The sequence below is a fragment of the Hahella sp. HNIBRBA332 genome (assembly GCF_030719035.1).
Classification (GTDB): Bacteria; Pseudomonadota; Gammaproteobacteria; order Pseudomonadales; family Oleiphilaceae; genus Hahella.
Window position 1 is genome coordinate 4,797,032 of record NZ_CP132203.1, and the last position, 16,191, is coordinate 4,813,222.

A 16,191-nucleotide genomic window follows, 5' to 3' on the forward strand; every position below is an offset into this window, starting at 1 on the left:
CGACGGAAAAGCAAAAAAGAGATGCGCCAAGCCCTCTGGAAATTGTGCAAAAAATGCAAAATCTTTTGCTTTGAAAGCCTCTTTCTGCTATAAAGTCGTGCTCATTTTTACGGGTCTGGGTAAAGCGGGAAATTCTCCACCCAGAAGCAGGAATTTTTCAGTACCAACGTTTGGTTGGAGGCGAGTCAAATGTCTAGAGTTTGTCAGGTTACGGGCAAAGGCCCAATAACTGGTAACAATGTTTCTCACGCAAACAACAAAACCAAGCGCCGTTTTCTTCCGAATCTGCAAACTCATCGTTTCTGGGTCGAGAATGAAAAGCGCTTCGTTAAGTTGCGTGTTTCTACTAAAGGTATGCGAATCATCGATAAAGTCGGCATTGACAAAGTGCTGAGCGATATTCGCGCACGTGGCGGCAAGGTTTAAGGAGCTATATTATGCGCGAGAAGATCAGATTGGTTTCTTCAGCTGGAACCGGCCATTTCTACACAACCACTAAAAACAAGCGCACTATGCCTGAGAAAATGGAGATCAAAAAATTTGATCCCGTTGTTCGCAAGCACGTTGCTTATAAAGAAGCCAAGATCAAGTAAGCATCTTACTTCTTCAAAATAACGGCCAAGCCTTTTCAGCTTGGCTGACGAAAGCCCGGCCTAGTCGGGTTTTTTTATGCCTTTCCTTTTCCATACCCGACGGGTAACGCCACGTCCACAGCAACGGGAAGATGGTCAGACACAGGAAAACAAACCACACCCGCATTTCTGATCTGCAGCCCAGGGCTAACCATAATATGATCAAGGGAGCGCTCAGGACGCCAACTGGGAAAGGTGTTCACACGTTCAGGCAATGACACTAGCGTCGTGCGCCCAAGCGCTGTAGAGCTTAGCAGCTGCTCCGCATGATTGTTCAGATCCCCCATCAAAACAACATGCTCATACCCCTCAATTAATTCGCAAACGTGCTCCAATTGCTGACATTGAGCCTTTTCCCCCAGTGACAGATGCAACATCACCACAACAAGAGGATTAGTGGGATCGCCATAGGTGGCGATAATAGCGCCCCGCCCAGGAATGACGCCCGGCAGTCTATGTTGTGTAACGGAATTCGGCCGATAGCGGCTCAACAATCCATTACTATGCTGAGCAATGCGCCCAAGATTGCGATTCAACTGCTGGAACCAATATGGATGACCACTCTTCTCCGCCAGATATTCCACCTGATTGACAAAACCGCTGCGGATACTGCCGCCATCGCACTCCTGTAACGCCACTACATCATACTGGCTCAGCAAAGCGGCTATACGGTCAAGGTTTTTATTGCGGGACTGGCTAGGCAAAACATGCTGCCAACTCCGCGTCACATAATGACGATAAGCGGCGGTCGAAATACCGACCTGAATATTAAAACTGAGGAGACGGATATGTCTGTGGTGGGGAAAATCTTCAGCGGCATTCATGTCGCCCTCCATAACCGGAGAGCGACGGGGTAGTAGGGCGCCAAATTTATCTCTGAATTTTTGATACACGCCCCACTACTCCTACTACGTTTGTTTAGCTAGCGCCCTCTCAGGAACCTTTCGCCTGGCGCTCTTTATCTATCAGGAAGTCAGCAACTTTCAGCATATCCTCATACGTCCCACCACGAATGGCGTCTATACGATACTTGCCATTGACCACCAACGCCGGCACCCCTGTCGCACGCGCGGAAAGCGCACGTGAAGCTGCTTGCTCCACTTTGGACTTCACACTGAAAGAATTATAGGCCTTTTTAAACCGTGCTTCTTCCACGTCATATTGAGCGAAGAATTTAGCCAAGTCATCTTCGGAGTTGAGGGACTGTTGATCTCTCGCCAACGCATCAAACAGCGGCTGGTGCATTTTGTCAGAAACGTCCAGTGCTTCCGCCGTGTAAAAAGCCTGAGCATGTGCTTTCCAGATCTTATTGAAAGCGGCTGGCGAGCGGAAGAAGCTTACATCCTCCGGCAGGCTTTTCTTCCAAGCGTTAACCAGAGGATCAAACTTGTAGCAGTGAGGGCAGCCGTACCAGAACAACTCCACCACTTCGATTTTAGAAGCATCTAGCACCGGAATCGGCGCAGGCAGTGTTTTATAGTGCTGACCTTCAACATAGGTCTCAGCCCTGGCCGCCAAAGCAACCAGCCCTAAAGTCATGATTAATAGAATCCTGGCGAACTTCCGCATTTACGATCTCCGAGCTCCGTTGATTAGAAAATATTTGCAGGCATGCTGTAAGGAAAAAAGTTTTACCTCTTAGCATTCAATATGCAACTCCAGGTCCGTGCTTATGACAAACAATTAATATGGCGGCAAGCTGCGTATAACAAAAAAGGCGGACAAAGCCGCCTTTTTCGAACAGGTATATTTCAAGCTACGTTTAATGCAAGCCCAAAATGTAGTTAGCCAACGCTTTGATCTCAGCATCGCTCAAATTAGCGGCGATGTCGCGCATAATGCGGGTCTCACCATCATTGGAGCGATCACCTGAGCGGAAGTTCTGTAATTGTTTGGCGACATAATCAGCATGCTGACCGCTTAAACGAGGAAATCCTGCTGGAAAGTTGCCTGTGCCATTGGGCGAGTGACAACCAGAACAAGCAGGGATGCCCTTGGCGGCATTACCGGCGCGATAAAGCGACTCGCCCTTCTCTAAAGTCGCCTCACTCGCTGAGCCTACCGTTGCAGGTTGACTGGCGTAATACGAGGCGATATCGGCGATATCCTGGTCCGACAAGTTGTCTGTCAATCCAGTCATTTCCGGCACTGCGCGGTCTCCGGACTTGATATCGTGAATCTGTTTGATCAGATATCTTTCACCCTGCCCCGCCAGTTTGGGGAAGTTGGGAACGGCGCTATTACCGTCAGCACCATGGCAGGCCGCGCAAACTGCAGATTTGGTCTGTCCCGCCTTGGGGTCTCCCTCAGCGTGCGCCAGGCCAACCATACCCATCGCCAGCACCAAACCAGTTACGAAAATTCTCATTGTTGACCCCATCAGCTACCTATTTAATTTGCAATTACATTGTTGAGGCGCTTTGATCCAAGATACCCCAAGCACAATCAGTATCTTATTTTACCAATTCGCGCATGCTGCAATTACGTGAAAAGAACAGGATTATCTTTCCACGCCCTTAAAACGGTCTGGTATTATACATAAAACACTCAAAACATGAACGAATAAACAACGCGACAACGTCATTCAAAAACGCAGCATCAAAACAGTGCTGCATCCACTCATTTTTCGATATTTGCAAGCATTAAAGGTATGACCCAAACCACCAAACGCCCCGTCTCATATCAAAGCGCCCGCTTCCTTATGAGCGCAGAACAGTTGCAGCAGTGTCCGCCTGACATGGGCGTAGAGGTCGCCTTCGCCGGACGCTCCAATGCAGGAAAATCCAGCGCCCTGAACGCGATCACCCAAAATGGGAAACTGGCGAAAACCTCCAAGACGCCTGGCCGCACTCAACTTATCAACTTCTTTACCCTGAATAGCGAAGGCTGCCGACTGGTCGACCTTCCGGGCTATGGCTACGCCAAAGTGCCGAAAGCCATGCTCGAAAAATGGCGGAGCAATTTGCAGCGCTATTTAGAACACAGATTGACGCTGAACGCTTTGATCCTGGTCATGGATATCCGTCATCCTCTCAGCCCCTTTGACTGCAGCATGCTCGACTGGTGCGAAGCCCGCGAGCTACCGACGCTGGTATTGCTGACCAAAGCCGACAAGTTGAAGTTCGGGCCCGCCAAAAGCGCGCTGCAAGAGGTAAGAAAGGAGCTGAAGAAGAAATGGAAATTCCCTATCGAAGCACAGCTCTTTTCCTCCGTCAGCAAAGTGGGAGTTGAAGAAGCGCACGCTTTTATGGACCGCTTCTTTATTCCCCCTGACGCCGCCGCTTCAGAAGCTGAGGAATCGGTAGAACCCCAGGCGTAGAAAGCTTACGAACAATTGTTCACAGACCCAAATCATTGAGTACGCTGGGGGAATAGTTCTGCTGCAACCCAGTGACTTCATCGTAGAACGCCGGTTGCAGGTATGGCGCTTCCAGACAAATGACTTGGTATATCCCATGCTTGAGAGTGTCTTTACGGATCAAAGCACTCTCTTCCCCTGCGGCGGTTTTAAGAAACGACATCCAGTTCGTCACCACCAACCAGACGTTTAACGCCAGAGATCGACGCAAGTGATCGGAAACCGGCCTTAAAATGCCTGACAATTCCATTCCATAAATGATATTCACCACACTGCCGATACAGCGCTGCGTGAACTTGCGATAGTCCGCCTTCAAGCGCTCATCCGATTCAAGATAATGTTCCAGATCCCGATGAAAGAAACGGTAACTCCATAAACCATCAAAAACGGATTCAAGGTAATCAAATTGATCCTCAACAGTTAACGGTCGCCCTTCCGGGGCCTGCAGATAGTGATCGACCAGCAATTGGTACTGTAAAAAAATCTCGTAAATGATGTCCGTTTTATTGCGAAAGTGATAATAGAGATTGCCTGGCGAGATACTTAAGTGAGAGGCGATATGATTGGTAGTGACGTTGCGTTCTCCACGCTCATTAAATAAATCCAGACTGGCTAAAATTATTTTCTCTCTAGTGTTCATTACGACTGCTCTGATCCAAACCGGCGGCTTTCATTATGAATAGTTCCTTCTACACATCCAGGCCTTGACACCTAGAGTATATACTCTAAAAATATAACCACTGATGCAAGCATAGAAAAACAAAAATCTGCACGATGGGGCAAGACGCCCAGGAGGCGATTATGGCGGCGGACGTTCTCACAATTACCACTAGCAAGAAAGAAATTCAGCACCTACATCGGGCGTTTCGTGCGCAAAAGCGTGCGTTTGACCATGACCCCAACCCAAGTTACGAGGTGCGGCGCGACACCTTGATTCGCTTGAAAAAAGCGTTGCTGAACAATCAAGAGGCGTTGCTTGACGCCATCAATGAAGACTTTTCCTCCCGCTCTCGCGACGAAACGCTTTTAGCGGAGTTTATGCCAGCCATACAGGGCATCAACTATACGCTGAAGCACCTGAAGTCCTGGATGAAACCTTCCCGCCGGCAAGTCGGCTTACTGTTTTTCGGTTCCGAAAACTCAGTCCATTACCAAGCATTGGGAGTCGTGGGCGTCATCGTTCCCTGGAATTACCCTCTTAACTTGGCGGTAGGCCCCCTGATAACCGCCTTGGCGGCAGGCAATCGGGCAATGATAAAAATGTCCGAGTATACGCCGCGAACCTCTCAGGTCTTTCAAGACTTGATGGCGAACACCTTCAGTGAGGACTTGGTTTCCGTGATAGTCGGCGAGGCCGATGTCGCCGCCGAGTTTTCCCGCCAACCATTTGATCACCTGATATTCACTGGCTCTACTGCAGTGGGGCGCATGGTCATGCGAGCAGCGGCGGAGAATCTTACCCCTGTAACGCTTGAACTGGGCGGGAAGTCTCCCGCGGTCATCTCGAAAAATCTTCCGATTAGCGACGCTGCGGAGCGTATCGCCTTTGGAAAAGCGTTTAACGCAGGCCAGACCTGTATCGCGCCAGATTATGTGCTGTGCCCCGAAGATAAGGTCGAGCCCTTTATAGACGCCTTCAGGGAAAAATTTCGCAAGCTGTATCCATCATTGAAGGACAATCCAGATTACACGGCGATAATCAATGATCGCCAGCACAAACGTCTGCGTGGTTATTTAAAGGATGCAGAGGAGAAAGGCGCCACCCTGATCGAAATGAACCCGGCCAACGAGGACTTCAGCCGCGGCGCCCGCAAGCTTCCGTTAACGCTGATTCTCAACGCAACGCCGGAGATGAAAGTGTTGCAGGAGGAAATATTCGGCCCGTTGCTGCCGATAGTTCCCTATCATTCCATCGACGACGCCATTCGTTACATTAATAACCGTCCTCGCCCCTTGGCGCTCTATTACTTTGGCTACAAGAAAAGCGAGCAAAAGCACCTTCTGGAGCGCACCCACGCAGGCGGCGTCTGCATCAACGATACGTTAGTGCACTTCGCCCAGGACGACCTGCCGTTTGGCGGCATCGGGGAGTCTGGTATGGGGCATTATCACGGCAAAGAAGGCTTTCTCAATTTCTCCAACGCCAAAGCCGTGCATACGAAGCAGCGCTTCCACAGCGGAAAAATTATCTTTCCCCCTCACGGCACGTTGCTGCATCAATTGGTATACAAGCTGTTCCTGCGCTAGCGGGAACGGCTGTCCCACCTTATATAACGCCTATAGGGCGACCAAACGCCCGCCGATAGACGACTCTAGCGACTCAACTTGCGCCGCGCCTTCATGGCGCGTAGCCTATACGCGAATTGCGCGCCGTGCAGGCTATGCGCCCACTTAACCCCCATAGCAACCCTTTAGCTGACGCCGGAATCTTCCGTCTATGAATACCGTTATCTACCCAGGCACCTTTGACCCTATCACCAATGGTCATAAAGACTTGATCGCCCGCGCTTCGCGCATCTTCGATAAAGTAGTTGTGGCCGTCGCAGCCAGCCCGAAAAAGAATCCTCTGTTTTCACTGGAAGAGCGGGTGGATCTGGTGCGTCAGGTCGTCAAGCCGTTCTCCAATGTGGACGTAAAAGGCTTCAGCAACCTGTTAGCGGATTTTGTGCAACAAAACCAAGCCAATATCATTCTCCGCGGTCTACGCGCGGTGTCCGATTTTGAGTATGAGTTCCAGCTCGCCGACATGAACCGCAAGTTGGCCCCGAGTGTGGAAAGTCTCTTTCTTACCCCAGCCAACCACCTGTCCTACATCTCCTCTACGCTTATCAGAGAAATCGCTGCGCTGGGCGGCGATGTGACGGAGTTTGTAGATCCAATCGTCTCTAAAGCCTTGCAACAACAATTCGCATTGCGCAAGTGATTCCAGGGTTGTGTTTTTGATACAATCAGCATGTTTCTAGAGCACTGTATAGTCGGATAGGGCGAGAAAAGAGTGGCGTCGGCCACCCTGTCCGACAAGCATGAGGTACCCTATGGCGCTAATGATTACGGACGACTGCATCAACTGTGATGTATGCGAGCCGGAATGCCCGAATGAAGCGATTTCTCCGGGCGAAGAAATATATATTATCGACCCCAATAAATGCACTGAGTGCGTCGGCCACTATGACGAACCACAGTGCCAGCAGGTATGCCCTGTCGACTGTATTCCTCTGGACCCCAACAAAGTGGAAACCGAAGAGGAACTGATGACGAAATATTACAAACTGACAGGCAACACGCCCGCCTGATACGCTTGCCGGGACGGATAAATAACTGTCCGTCCCCACCTTTATCTATTTACGTCCTTTCTATATAAGTTCGGCAATATATTCTCACTCTCTTTTACTTGTTTTTACCTGATATAAAGGACTTATCTTTATTAGTTCAGGACATTTTTAAGCAATGTGAGCTAAACTTATAAGCTGGAAATGTATTTCCAAACGGCGAAGCCGTCTCATCATTGTATTTTTTGCTGGAGATAGATCATGGCTACCCGTGAGCGAGAAAAAGAAGCGGAAGAGGAACAAATGACCGAAGCTCAACGGCTGACGCTGCTTGAAAAAAGCATGTCGCTGAACCGCTTTTTCTTGCTATTGCTCGCCATGCTGATCGTCGTGACCTTATCCGTCACCATTACCGTGTCCATCATCAGCGCTATGGACAGTGGAGGCGATTCCGCGAAAACGGCGGAGATCGTTGACCTTCAGAAGAAGGTGCAGGAGTTGCGACAGGAACTCCAGGCCACCCGCGAACAAGTCGCAGTCCTGAACGGGGAGATTCCCAACATTAAAACCTCCATTGCAAACGGCAGCGCCCCCGCCTTTCAGCGCCTCTTGCTGAAGCAGGAAGCGAGCTACCAGGAGTTTATTCGCGGCGTCAAAGAAGGCATGTACGACTTGGCGCGCATGGTGCCGGGGTCCCGCACTTGGTTGGAGCTTTATAACGAGAAGATGGACCGCGCGCTCCAATTCAGTCAGGAGCGCCAGCGGGAACTACAGCGTTTGAACACAGGCGGCGTATTGATTGAACCAGGCGGCTGAAACCATTCAGTCCCCCTCGATTTCAGATCCCATCAAAATAGACATCCAGCGAGTTTCTTCGCTGGAGTCCAACGCGATCTTCAACATCATAGTCAGCGGCACGGACAACAACATCCCCACTGGACCCAGCACCCACCCCCAGAATACCAATGAAAGAAACACCACCAGAGTAGACAGCCCAAGCCCACGCCCCATGAACTTGGGCTCGATAATATTTCCCATCACTACATTGATCACCACATAACCCGCGCCAGCAATGGCCGCATGACCCGGTCCCAGTTGGATCAGAGCCAGCAATACAGCAGGAATCGCCGCGATAATGGAGCCAATATTAGGGATAAAATTGAACAGTAACGCCAACAACGCCCATAGCAGCGCATAATCCACGCCCAGCCCCAGCAACATGATCCAAACCGTCAATCCCGTCACCAGACTGATGATGGTCTTTATCGACATGTGACGTTTTACGTTGTCGAGAAACAAATCCAGACGCTCGAAAGCCATACGCCCCTCAAAGGCGCGATGCAGCTTATTGGGCAGCACCGTAGCCTCAAACACCATAAAAATCACGGTCAGAACAATGAGAAAGGCGTTAGACAGCACGCCTCCCAGGCCGCCCAACATGTTCGCAGCCGTTTTGAGCAATGAACCAGGGTTGAAGTAATTCTTCACGACTTCCTGGGAGATATGAATCCCCATTGAGTTCAGCCAGTTGATGAACTCTCCGCTCACTCCTTGCAAGCGCTCCTGATAAAAATCCAGATTTTCCTTAAAGTCCGCCAATGACGAAGCGATGACGCTCACCACCAGCAACTGCGCACAAGTGATTCCGACCAGCACCAATATCAACGAAAGCCAGGCCGGCACGCCCTTGGATTGAAGAAAGACAAACGGAGGCGTGCACAAAATAGCGAAAAAGGCGGAAAGCAGAAAAACCGAGACGATGGACTCCGCCTGCTTAACCCCTGCAACGACAATGATGAACGCCGCCAGGGTAATCAAAAATCGCGCGCCTGCAGTGAATCCTGCCTGCTGAGACATAAGAATGCTCCTGGAAGTTAAGGAGAGGGCTTCCTAGACGGAAGCCAAGTGAGTAAGCAAAAAGTTTTGGGCGTTGAAGCGCTCTTCGCCCTCCTCTATCGCCTTGCGCTCATAGGAGCCATCCGGCTGTAAAAGCCAGGCGTTAGAGTTATCCCGCAGATAGGCGTCCAGCTCGCTTTTGATACGCTCCGCCAGCTCTTTTCGCTCGATAGGAAAACAGGTCTCCACCCGATTCAGTAGATTACGCACCATCCAATCCGCACTGGAAGCATAGACTTCATATTTCCCGTTATTATGGAAATAAAATGCGCGCGTATGCTCCAGAAAACGTCCGACAACCGAACGCACCTGTATATTTTCGGACACGCCGGGAACCCCTGGGCGCAAGCAGCAAATGCCGCGGATAAGCAGGTCAATGCGCACCCCGGCCTGGGACGCTTCATACAAGGCGGTGATGACTTTAGGCTCGGTCAGCGCATTGAACTTGGCAAGAATATACGCCTCCTTCCCCGCTTTTGCGTTTTCCGCTTCGCGGCTGATCAGCCCCAGTAACTTGTCATGCAACGTGAACGGCGCATGAAACAGCTTTCTGATTTTGAGCGCTTTACCCATTCCGGTCAGCTGCAGGAATATCCTGTGCACATCCTCACACAGGGCGTTCTCCGCCGTCAGCAGACTGTAGTCCGTATAGAGCCTGGCGTTGCTGGCGTGGTAGTTGCCGGTGCCCAAGTGTACATAGCGCCGAAGCTGGCCTTCCTCACGCCGGACGATCAGAATCATTTTGGCGTGAGTTTTAAACCCCACCACGCCGTAGACGACGATAACGCCAGCCTCCTGCAATCGACTCGCCAGCTCCAGGTTTTCCGCCTCGTCAAAGCGGGCGCGCAACTCGATAACCGCCGTCACTTCCTTACCGCGACGAGCGGCGTCCACCAACGCAGCGACAATTTCAGACTGGCTGCCAGAGCGATACAGCGTCTGGCGAATGGCCAGCACATTGGGGTCCTTCGCGGCCTGACGCAGGAGATCTATCACCGGCGTAAAGCTCTGAAATGGATGCAGCAGCAGAATATCCTGCTTGGCGACGACCTCAAACAGATTTTCTTTATGCCTCATTTCTTTAGGCAACCCCGGGGTGAATCCAGGGTATTGCAAATCAGGCCGGTTAACAAAGTCGTTTACGGCAAGCAAACGCGTCAGGTTTACAGGACCTGCGACGCGATAACACTCCGTCTCCGTCAGACCAAACTCCTGCAACAGAAACTGCACCAGTTCTTCAGGGCAATTATCCGCCACCTCCAACCGCACCGCATCGCCGAAACGACGGCTGAGAAGCTCCCCGCGCAATGCCTGCGCCAAGTCTTCCATATCGTCTTCTTCCAGCACCAAATCCGCGTTACGAGTAATACGGAACTGGTACATGCCCTTCACCGTCATCCCGGGGAACAGGTCGTCGGCATGAGCGTGTATGACGGAAGACAGGAAAATGAGATTATCGCCGCCTTCGCAGACTTCGTCTGGCAGGCGCACCAACCTTGGCAACGAACGCGGAGCCGGGACAATCGCCATACCCGTCTCACGACCGAAAGCATCTTTACCATCCAGCTCAACGATAAAGTTCAGGCTCTTATTGACCAGACGGGGAAAGGGATGACTGGGGTCTAATCCGATAGGGTTGATGACCGGCAGCAGTTCGCGCTCGAAATACTGGGCCACCCAATCCCGCTGGGTCGGCGTCCAGTCCGCACGGCGCAGAAAGAAGATGTTTTCCTGCTCCAAAGCGGGAATCATCACATCGTTCAGCTCACTGTATTGCTGTTCTACCAGTTTGTGCGCCTGTTCAGCGATGTGCTGTAAAGTCTGCGCCGGCGACATACCGTCGGCGCCGACTGTCTCCCGTCCATACTTGATCTGTTGCTTAAGGCCCGCCACCCGAATTTCGAAAAACTCGTCCATGTTGCTGCTGAATATGCATGAAAACATCAGCCTCATCAGCAGCGGGTGGGATGTATCCAAGACTTGATTCAACACTCGGGCGTTAAACTGCAGATGGCTCAGCTCACGGTTGAAGAAATACTCGGAACTGTTCAGGTCTATGACAGGGACCTGTGAGGAGTCCACCTCCTCTTCTAACACATCGTTAACGGCAACCGTTGTCGAATCGCTACTCATGAAACTGTAATCCTTAAGCGTTTGTTGGTTATGTCTGTTTTAAATGTTGCGCCGCCTTCTTGGCGAAGTAGGTCAAAATCCCATCAGAGCCAGCGCGTTTGATGCACGTCAGCGACTCCATCATCACCGCCGTTTCGTTCAACCAGCCCTGCTGGGCCGCCGCCATATGCATGGCGTATTCGCCGCTGACCTGATATACAAATGTCGGCACCTGAAATTCGGATTTGGCGCGACGCACTATATCGAGGTAAGGCATACCTGGCTTGACCATGATCATGTCAGCGCCTTCGGCCAAATCCAGCGCGATTTCCTGCATGGCCTCATCGCTGTTAGCGGGGTCCATCTGATAGCTGTATTTATCGCTTTTCCCCAGATTGGCCGCTGAGCCGACCGCGTCGCGGAATGGCCCATAATAAGCGGACGCATACTTCGCCGAATAAGCGAGTATCCTTGTATTAATATAGCTTTGTTTTTCCAAAGCGCCGCGCAACTCACCAATGCGGCCATCCATCATATCCGAGGGAGCTACGACGTCCGCGCCAGCTTCAGCATGGGTAAGACCTTGTTTGACAAGCACTTCTACAGTTTCATCGTTGAGCACGTAACCTTTATCGTTAATCAGACCATCCTGCCCATGCGTAGTGTAAGGGTCCAAGGCCACGTCGGTGATTACGCCCAATTCGGGAAAACGGCTTTTAAGCGCCCGAACTGCGGTCGGGACCAGTCCCTCGGGATTATAGGCTTCCGCCGCGTTCTCGCTTTTGCCCTCGGCGGGAATTACAGGAAACAAAGCGATAGCGGGGATCCCCAACCCCACCAGTTCCTCCGCTTCGCGCAACAAATCCTCGACGTTGACCCGCTCAATCCCAGGCATAGAATCGATTTTCTGCGCTTTCTCCTGGCCGGGAAGAACAAACATCGGATATATCAGATCATCGACGGTCAGCGTGGTTTCGCGCATCAGTCGACGGGAAAAGTTATCGTAACGCATGCGTCTCATGCGCACAGCCGGATATTGACGGGGGGTAAATGCCACGTAATCGCCCTCTATGCTGTCAGAAAATTTATCGCATCATGATAAGCCTTTGTTTTCATGAGCGCCACGCCATTTCCTCGCCCCAGGGAACGGATTTCAGGCAAGATAAAATGAACTATTCTCCTCAGTATGGGGTCTATTTCATCACTGACTTTTTAACGCCCTTGGGTTTCGGAAATAAGACATGAAAGCGAAAAAACTAGGCTTGTTATTGCTGTTAGCGTTACTGATCGGCGCTTTTTTTCTGTTCGATCTTAACCGCTACTTCAGCCTTGAGTATTTTGCGGAGCAACGGGAGGTGATATCAGCCTACACCACGGCCAATCCATTAACCGCCGCCGCCATTTACTTTGTCGTCTATGTTGTGGTCACAGGCCTGTCTCTGCCCGCTGCGGCCGTGCTGACACTAATCGGCGGCGCTATTTTCGGATTGTTCGAAGGAACCTTGCTGGTGTCCTTCGCCAGCGTCATCGGCTCCACCATCGCCTTTTTGGTCTCACGCCTTTCTTTGCGCGACTGGGTGCAGGATAAGTTTGGCGACTCCCTGCAAGCCATTAACGCGGGTGTGGAACGTGAGGGAGCGATGTACTTGTTCGGGCTCAGGCTAGTGCCGTTGTTTCCGTTTTTCGTCATTAACCTCGTTATGGGCCTGACGCCAATTAAAACCCGTACTTTCTTCTGGGTCAGTCAGTTAGGCATGCTCCCCGGCACCATTGTATACGTCAACGCCGGCACCCAACTCGGACAGGTGCAGTCCGCTTCGGGCATTTTGACTCCCGGACTGATTGCCTCTTTCGTACTGCTGGGAATATTTCCTTTTATCGCCCGACGCATCCTGGATGTGCTGAAAGCGCGTAAAGCCCTGACGGGGGTGGATAAGCCGGCTCATTTTGATCGTAACCTGGTGGTAATTGGCGCCGGCGCCGCGGGGTTGGTGACGTCTTACATCGCCGCAGCGGTAAAAGCCAAAGTCACCCTTATAGAAAAGCACAAAATGGGCGGAGACTGCCTGAACACGGGATGTGTGCCCAGCAAAGCGTTAATCCGGTCAGCAAAGATCGCCAATTATGTCGAACGCGCTGCAGAGTTTGGCGTACAGACCAGCAACCCCACTATAGACTTCGCCGCCGTCATGGAGCGCGTACAGTCTGTGATCAAACAGGTTGAGCCTCACGACTCCGTGCAACGCTACACCAGCCTGGGCGTTGAGTGCCTCGAAGGTGAGGCGACTATTCTCGACCCTTATCGGGTAGAGGTGAACGGCCAGATTTTAACTACTCGCAATATCGTCATTGCAACCGGCGCACGCCCTTTTATCCCACCGATTCCTGGCCTGGATTCAGCGGAGTATTACACCTCCGACACCATCTGGAGCCTGCGCGACAAGCCTGAGCGTTTACTGGTCATCGGCGGCGGCCCTATTGGCTGCGAGCTTACCCAAGCGTTTCAGCGCCTCGGCGTCAGGGTCACGCAGTTAGACATGTCCCCCCGACTAATGCCGAGAGAAGATGCGGATGTATCCGCCGTGGTGGAGGAGCGTTTTCGTAACGAGGGCGTTGACCTGCGCTTGGGCTATAGCGCAAAAGCATTCAAACGAGACGCCTCTGGAAGCAGCCTGCTGATCTGTGAAAAAGACGGGGAAGAAATAGAACTCGCCTTCGATAAAGTGCTGCTGGCGGTCGGGCGCAGAGCCAACACCAGCAATCTGGGGCTGGAAAAACTGCAGTTAAAAGTCAACAAAGACGGAACACTACAAGTAAATGAGTACTTACAGACAGAAATACCGACTATCTATGCTGCAGGCGATGTCGCAGGCCCCTACCAATTTACGCACACCGCCGCCCATCAAGCCTGGTATGCGGCGGTAAACAGCCTGTTTGGGGTATTGCGTAAATTCAGGGCGGACTACCGGGTTATTCCCTGGGCGACTTTTACCGACCCTGAAGTGGCGCGTGTCGGATTGAATGAACAGGACGCTATCGCTCGTAATATTCCTTACGAAATCACCCGTTATGGCATTGACGACCTGGACCGCGCCATCGCCGACAGCGAAGCGCATGGATTTATAAAGGTGCTGACTGTTCCCGGAAAAGACAAAATCCTCGGCGCCACTATCATCGGCCACCACGCAGGCGAGCTGATAACAGAGTACATCACTGCAATGAAACACGGCATTGGCCTCAACAAAATCTTGGGAGTGATCCACATCTACCCAACCTTGTCAGAAACCAACAAGTACGCCGCCGGAGAATGGAAGCGCGCGCATGCGCCGCAGAAAGCGCTGCAATGGCTGGAAAAATGGCATCGCTGGCGTCGCAAAAGCGATACAGAGATGAACTCTGCATTAGGGCAAAGCAACAACGAAGTTTAGTGAGGAGACAGCATGAGCGGCGCCAAGCAGACTGAGATGGCGCAGCCTTCCCCAACTCAGTTAGTGCGCCCTTAAAGGCTAGTTTCGAATGACCGTATGCTGCACGACACGGCTTGTAGCAGGTTGAACAAACTCTGCATCCGCAGTGAACTCACCGTCCGATAATTGCGGGGCCAATCCAGCGCCGCCAAGGAAAAAAGCCGCTGCGAACAGAAAAGCCCCTGTCGCCAGACAGCCTCCGCCCAGCACTCGGGACGCCCAAATGCGGCGACGCTGTCTGCGGTTGGTAAATAAAGCGCGCCAATGGCATACATTGGTGGGCTCCTGCAAAAACACGCAGTTTAGTACGCGACGGCGCACGTGATGAACACTGTCTGCGGCGGTTTCGTCCTGCTGACGCAAATAGAGCACAATGATAAAGAGGCAAATAGCCAGCACCACCGAACCCAGCAGGATATGCAACACATCCACCTGCTGTCCTAACAGCATGGCGCCGCCGAGAATGCCAGCGACCAGCATGGTCATAGAGGCGATCATTAACGCCACTAAGCGGCCGATACGAGTATGCTTACGACGGGAACGGGAGAATGAGAGTTGGACCTGATCGCCAATCTGCAGACCAGCGATGCACTTGTCATCAAGAGAGGTGAAGCGAATTCTATCGCCTTGCCATTGATATTCGATAACAGGAAAAAAGCTGTATGACGCTTTGCCTGGCTGCGCCATTTTTTTGCGCATGCCATAACCGGGCTCAAGCGAGACGACGCGCCCTTGAACGGCGTAAGCGCAGTGAAGAAACCGGGTGAACTCCCATATCAGGACCCACCCTGCAGTAATGAGCGTAAGGCCCATAAGCAGAATCAGGACGTCCATTGTGTTTTCCTTATTATTATCTTGTTTTCAACGCAATTTATTATTTGATGAGTGCACGCTGCGAAGGGAGAGTATAAAGAAGGAAAAATCTCACAGCAATAGCGTGACGCAGGTCTCAGGCGAGGAATTAAAGAAAAGCAAGGATGGGAAATATTATTGACAATCAGAACAAAGACTTAATGATAAAACCAGTAAGCGCCGAGTTACCCGTCCGACGCCTATCCTGCATCGAAACGGGCCTCGTAACGCCACTACATATATTCGTTAAATAGGATTACTACCGTACTGCATATCCGGCTTTCGAGGCGGATCCGCGCGCACGTCATTAGCGATGGTTTGCACCTGGCCTCCACGTTGAAGGAAGGCTTCAATATCGCTCTGCAATTGCTCCCGAATCTTGTTCTTTATAGCAAGCGACTGAGACTCTGAATTCGCCGCCTGTTTAACAGCCGCACCTTCATCATCAGAATCAGCCGCGCCGGAATCGTAGGCCGGCTCCAGATCCTCAAAGTCGTCGGTATCAATGTCGCTCATGGGGTTACCTCCAAAAGACAGAGTAGGTGGTCGCTATCCTTTGTTGTTATGTCCTCTGGGAATTTTCAACCTATTTATAGTTGAGCCAT

General features: G+C 51.5%; 17 protein-coding genes. 8 read left to right on the plus strand and 9 right to left on the minus strand.

Annotated elements, in window-relative coordinates; all coding sequences use genetic code 11:
- The first annotated feature begins 189 nt into the window (after window positions 1-189).
- Window positions 190-426, plus strand: coding sequence for a 50S ribosomal protein L28 (gene rpmB, locus O5O45_RS21180; protein ID WP_127968585.1), 237 nt, complete (start codon window positions 190-192; stop codon window positions 424-426).
- An 11-nt stretch (window positions 427-437) separates the two neighbouring features.
- Window positions 438-593 carry a 50S ribosomal protein L33 gene (rpmG, locus tag O5O45_RS21185; RefSeq protein ID WP_011394978.1) on the plus strand — a complete coding sequence of 52 codons (156 nt, stop codon included), beginning with the start codon at window positions 438-440 and terminating at the stop codon, window positions 591-593.
- Between the two features lie 74 nt (window positions 594-667).
- On the opposite strand, the gene O5O45_RS21190 is transcribed toward rpmG, so the two are convergent.
- From O5O45_RS21190 to O5O45_RS21200, 3 genes are all read right to left on the minus strand, one after another.
- Window positions 668-1,456 carry an endonuclease/exonuclease/phosphatase family protein gene (locus O5O45_RS21190; protein ID WP_305901328.1) on the minus strand — a complete coding sequence of 263 codons (789 nt, stop codon included), beginning with the start codon at window positions 1,454-1,456 and terminating at the stop codon, window positions 668-670.
- A 109-nt stretch (window positions 1,457-1,565) separates the two neighbouring features.
- Complete coding sequence (locus tag O5O45_RS21195) at window positions 1,566-2,201, minus strand: thiol:disulfide interchange protein DsbA/DsbL (protein WP_305901329.1); 636 nt, start codon at window positions 2,199-2,201, stop codon at window positions 1,566-1,568.
- 193 nt (window positions 2,202-2,394) lie between these two features.
- A complete protein-coding gene (locus O5O45_RS21200) occupies window positions 2,395-3,000 on the minus strand; it encodes a c-type cytochrome (RefSeq protein ID WP_305901330.1) in 606 nt (201 codons plus the stop codon).
- Between the two features lie 282 nt (window positions 3,001-3,282).
- Here O5O45_RS21200 and yihA point away from each other — a divergent pair, with 282 nt between their 5' ends.
- On the plus strand, window positions 3,283-3,951 hold the full coding sequence (gene yihA, locus O5O45_RS21205) for a ribosome biogenesis GTP-binding protein YihA/YsxC (protein WP_305901331.1): 669 nt from the start codon (window positions 3,283-3,285) through the stop codon (window positions 3,949-3,951).
- Between the two features lie 19 nt (window positions 3,952-3,970).
- On the opposite strand, the gene O5O45_RS21210 is transcribed toward yihA, so the two are convergent.
- Window positions 3,971-4,630, minus strand: coding sequence for a TetR/AcrR family transcriptional regulator (locus O5O45_RS21210; RefSeq protein WP_305901332.1), 660 nt, complete (start codon window positions 4,628-4,630; stop codon window positions 3,971-3,973).
- Window positions 4,631-4,791: 161 nt separating this feature from the next.
- Between O5O45_RS21210 and O5O45_RS21215 the strand changes: the two genes are divergently transcribed.
- The 4 genes from O5O45_RS21215 (at window position 4,792) to O5O45_RS21230 (ending at window position 8,075) form a co-directional block, all read left to right on the plus strand.
- Window positions 4,792-6,237 (plus strand): coniferyl aldehyde dehydrogenase, encoded by a 1,446-nt coding sequence (locus tag O5O45_RS21215; protein WP_305901333.1) that lies wholly within the window; start codon window positions 4,792-4,794, stop codon window positions 6,235-6,237.
- A 190-nt stretch (window positions 6,238-6,427) separates the two neighbouring features.
- Window positions 6,428-6,913, plus strand: coding sequence for a pantetheine-phosphate adenylyltransferase (coaD, locus tag O5O45_RS21220; protein WP_305901334.1), 486 nt, complete (start codon window positions 6,428-6,430; stop codon window positions 6,911-6,913).
- A gap of 112 nt (window positions 6,914-7,025) precedes the next feature.
- On the plus strand, window positions 7,026-7,283 hold the full coding sequence (locus tag O5O45_RS21225) for a YfhL family 4Fe-4S dicluster ferredoxin (RefSeq protein WP_127968577.1): 258 nt from the start codon (window positions 7,026-7,028) through the stop codon (window positions 7,281-7,283).
- A 237-nt stretch (window positions 7,284-7,520) separates the two neighbouring features.
- Complete coding sequence (locus tag O5O45_RS21230) at window positions 7,521-8,075, plus strand: hypothetical protein (protein ID WP_305901335.1); 555 nt, start codon at window positions 7,521-7,523, stop codon at window positions 8,073-8,075.
- A 6-nt stretch (window positions 8,076-8,081) separates the two neighbouring features.
- Here O5O45_RS21230 and O5O45_RS21235 read toward each other — a convergent pair whose 3' ends face one another.
- From O5O45_RS21235 to hemB, 3 genes are read right to left on the minus strand one after another with little or no spacing between them, the layout of a single operon-like run.
- Window positions 8,082-9,116, minus strand: a complete 1,035-nt coding sequence (locus tag O5O45_RS21235) for an AI-2E family transporter (protein ID WP_305901336.1) — start codon at window positions 9,114-9,116, stop codon at window positions 8,082-8,084.
- A gap of 33 nt (window positions 9,117-9,149) precedes the next feature.
- Window positions 9,150-11,288, minus strand: coding sequence for a polyphosphate kinase 1 (gene ppk1, locus O5O45_RS21240; RefSeq protein WP_305901337.1), 2,139 nt, complete (start codon window positions 11,286-11,288; stop codon window positions 9,150-9,152).
- 28 nt (window positions 11,289-11,316) lie between these two features.
- Window positions 11,317-12,324 (minus strand): porphobilinogen synthase, encoded by a 1,008-nt coding sequence (gene hemB, locus O5O45_RS21245; RefSeq protein WP_305901338.1) that lies wholly within the window; start codon window positions 12,322-12,324, stop codon window positions 11,317-11,319.
- A 184-nt stretch (window positions 12,325-12,508) separates the two neighbouring features.
- On the opposite strand from hemB, the gene O5O45_RS21250 reads away from it, so the two are divergent.
- Window positions 12,509-14,695, plus strand: coding sequence for an FAD-dependent oxidoreductase (locus tag O5O45_RS21250; RefSeq protein WP_305901339.1), 2,187 nt, complete (start codon window positions 12,509-12,511; stop codon window positions 14,693-14,695).
- A gap of 78 nt (window positions 14,696-14,773) precedes the next feature.
- Here O5O45_RS21250 and O5O45_RS21255 read toward each other — a convergent pair whose 3' ends face one another.
- On the minus strand, window positions 14,774-15,568 hold the full coding sequence (locus tag O5O45_RS21255) for a DUF3592 domain-containing protein (protein WP_305901340.1): 795 nt from the start codon (window positions 15,566-15,568) through the stop codon (window positions 14,774-14,776).
- Between the two features lie 264 nt (window positions 15,569-15,832).
- Entirely contained in the window at window positions 15,833-16,102 is a 270-nt protein-coding gene (locus O5O45_RS21260; RefSeq protein WP_305901341.1) for a hypothetical protein, read from the minus strand.
- Between the last annotated feature and the right edge of the window lie 89 nt (window positions 16,103-16,191).

What these genes read in the sequence shown, in the direction of transcription:
- O5O45_RS21225 (WP_127968577.1), top strand. Translation starts at nt 7,026, where the DNA reads ATGGCGCTAATGATTACGGACGACTGCATCAACTGTGATGTATGCGAG.
- O5O45_RS21250 (WP_305901339.1), top strand. Translation starts at nt 12,509, where the DNA reads ATGAAAGCGAAAAAACTAGGCTTGTTATTGCTGTTAGCGTTACTGATC.
- rpmG (WP_011394978.1), top strand. Translation starts at nt 438, where the DNA reads ATGCGCGAGAAGATCAGATTGGTTTCTTCAGCTGGAACCGGCCATTTC.
- O5O45_RS21260 (WP_305901341.1), bottom strand. Translation starts at nt 16,102, where the DNA reads ATGAGCGACATTGATACCGACGACTTTGAGGATCTGGAGCCGGCCTAC.
- O5O45_RS21190 (WP_305901328.1), bottom strand. Translation starts at nt 1,456, where the DNA reads ATGAATGCCGCTGAAGATTTTCCCCACCACAGACATATCCGTCTCCTC.
- O5O45_RS21200 (WP_305901330.1), bottom strand. Translation starts at nt 3,000, where the DNA reads ATGAGAATTTTCGTAACTGGTTTGGTGCTGGCGATGGGTATGGTTGGC.
- coaD (WP_305901334.1), top strand. Translation starts at nt 6,428, where the DNA reads ATGAATACCGTTATCTACCCAGGCACCTTTGACCCTATCACCAATGGT.
- rpmB (WP_127968585.1), top strand. Translation starts at nt 190, where the DNA reads ATGTCTAGAGTTTGTCAGGTTACGGGCAAAGGCCCAATAACTGGTAAC.
- O5O45_RS21235 (WP_305901336.1), bottom strand. Translation starts at nt 9,116, where the DNA reads ATGTCTCAGCAGGCAGGATTCACTGCAGGCGCGCGATTTTTGATTACC.
- O5O45_RS21195 (WP_305901329.1), bottom strand. Translation starts at nt 2,201, where the DNA reads ATGCGGAAGTTCGCCAGGATTCTATTAATCATGACTTTAGGGCTGGTT.
- O5O45_RS21230 (WP_305901335.1), top strand. Translation starts at nt 7,521, where the DNA reads ATGGCTACCCGTGAGCGAGAAAAAGAAGCGGAAGAGGAACAAATGACC.
- ppk1 (WP_305901337.1), bottom strand. Translation starts at nt 11,288, where the DNA reads ATGAGTAGCGATTCGACAACGGTTGCCGTTAACGATGTGTTAGAAGAG.
- O5O45_RS21215 (WP_305901333.1), top strand. Translation starts at nt 4,792, where the DNA reads ATGGCGGCGGACGTTCTCACAATTACCACTAGCAAGAAAGAAATTCAG.
- yihA (WP_305901331.1), top strand. Translation starts at nt 3,283, where the DNA reads ATGACCCAAACCACCAAACGCCCCGTCTCATATCAAAGCGCCCGCTTC.
- O5O45_RS21255 (WP_305901340.1), bottom strand. Translation starts at nt 15,568, where the DNA reads ATGGACGTCCTGATTCTGCTTATGGGCCTTACGCTCATTACTGCAGGG.
- O5O45_RS21210 (WP_305901332.1), bottom strand. Translation starts at nt 4,630, where the DNA reads ATGAACACTAGAGAGAAAATAATTTTAGCCAGTCTGGATTTATTTAAT.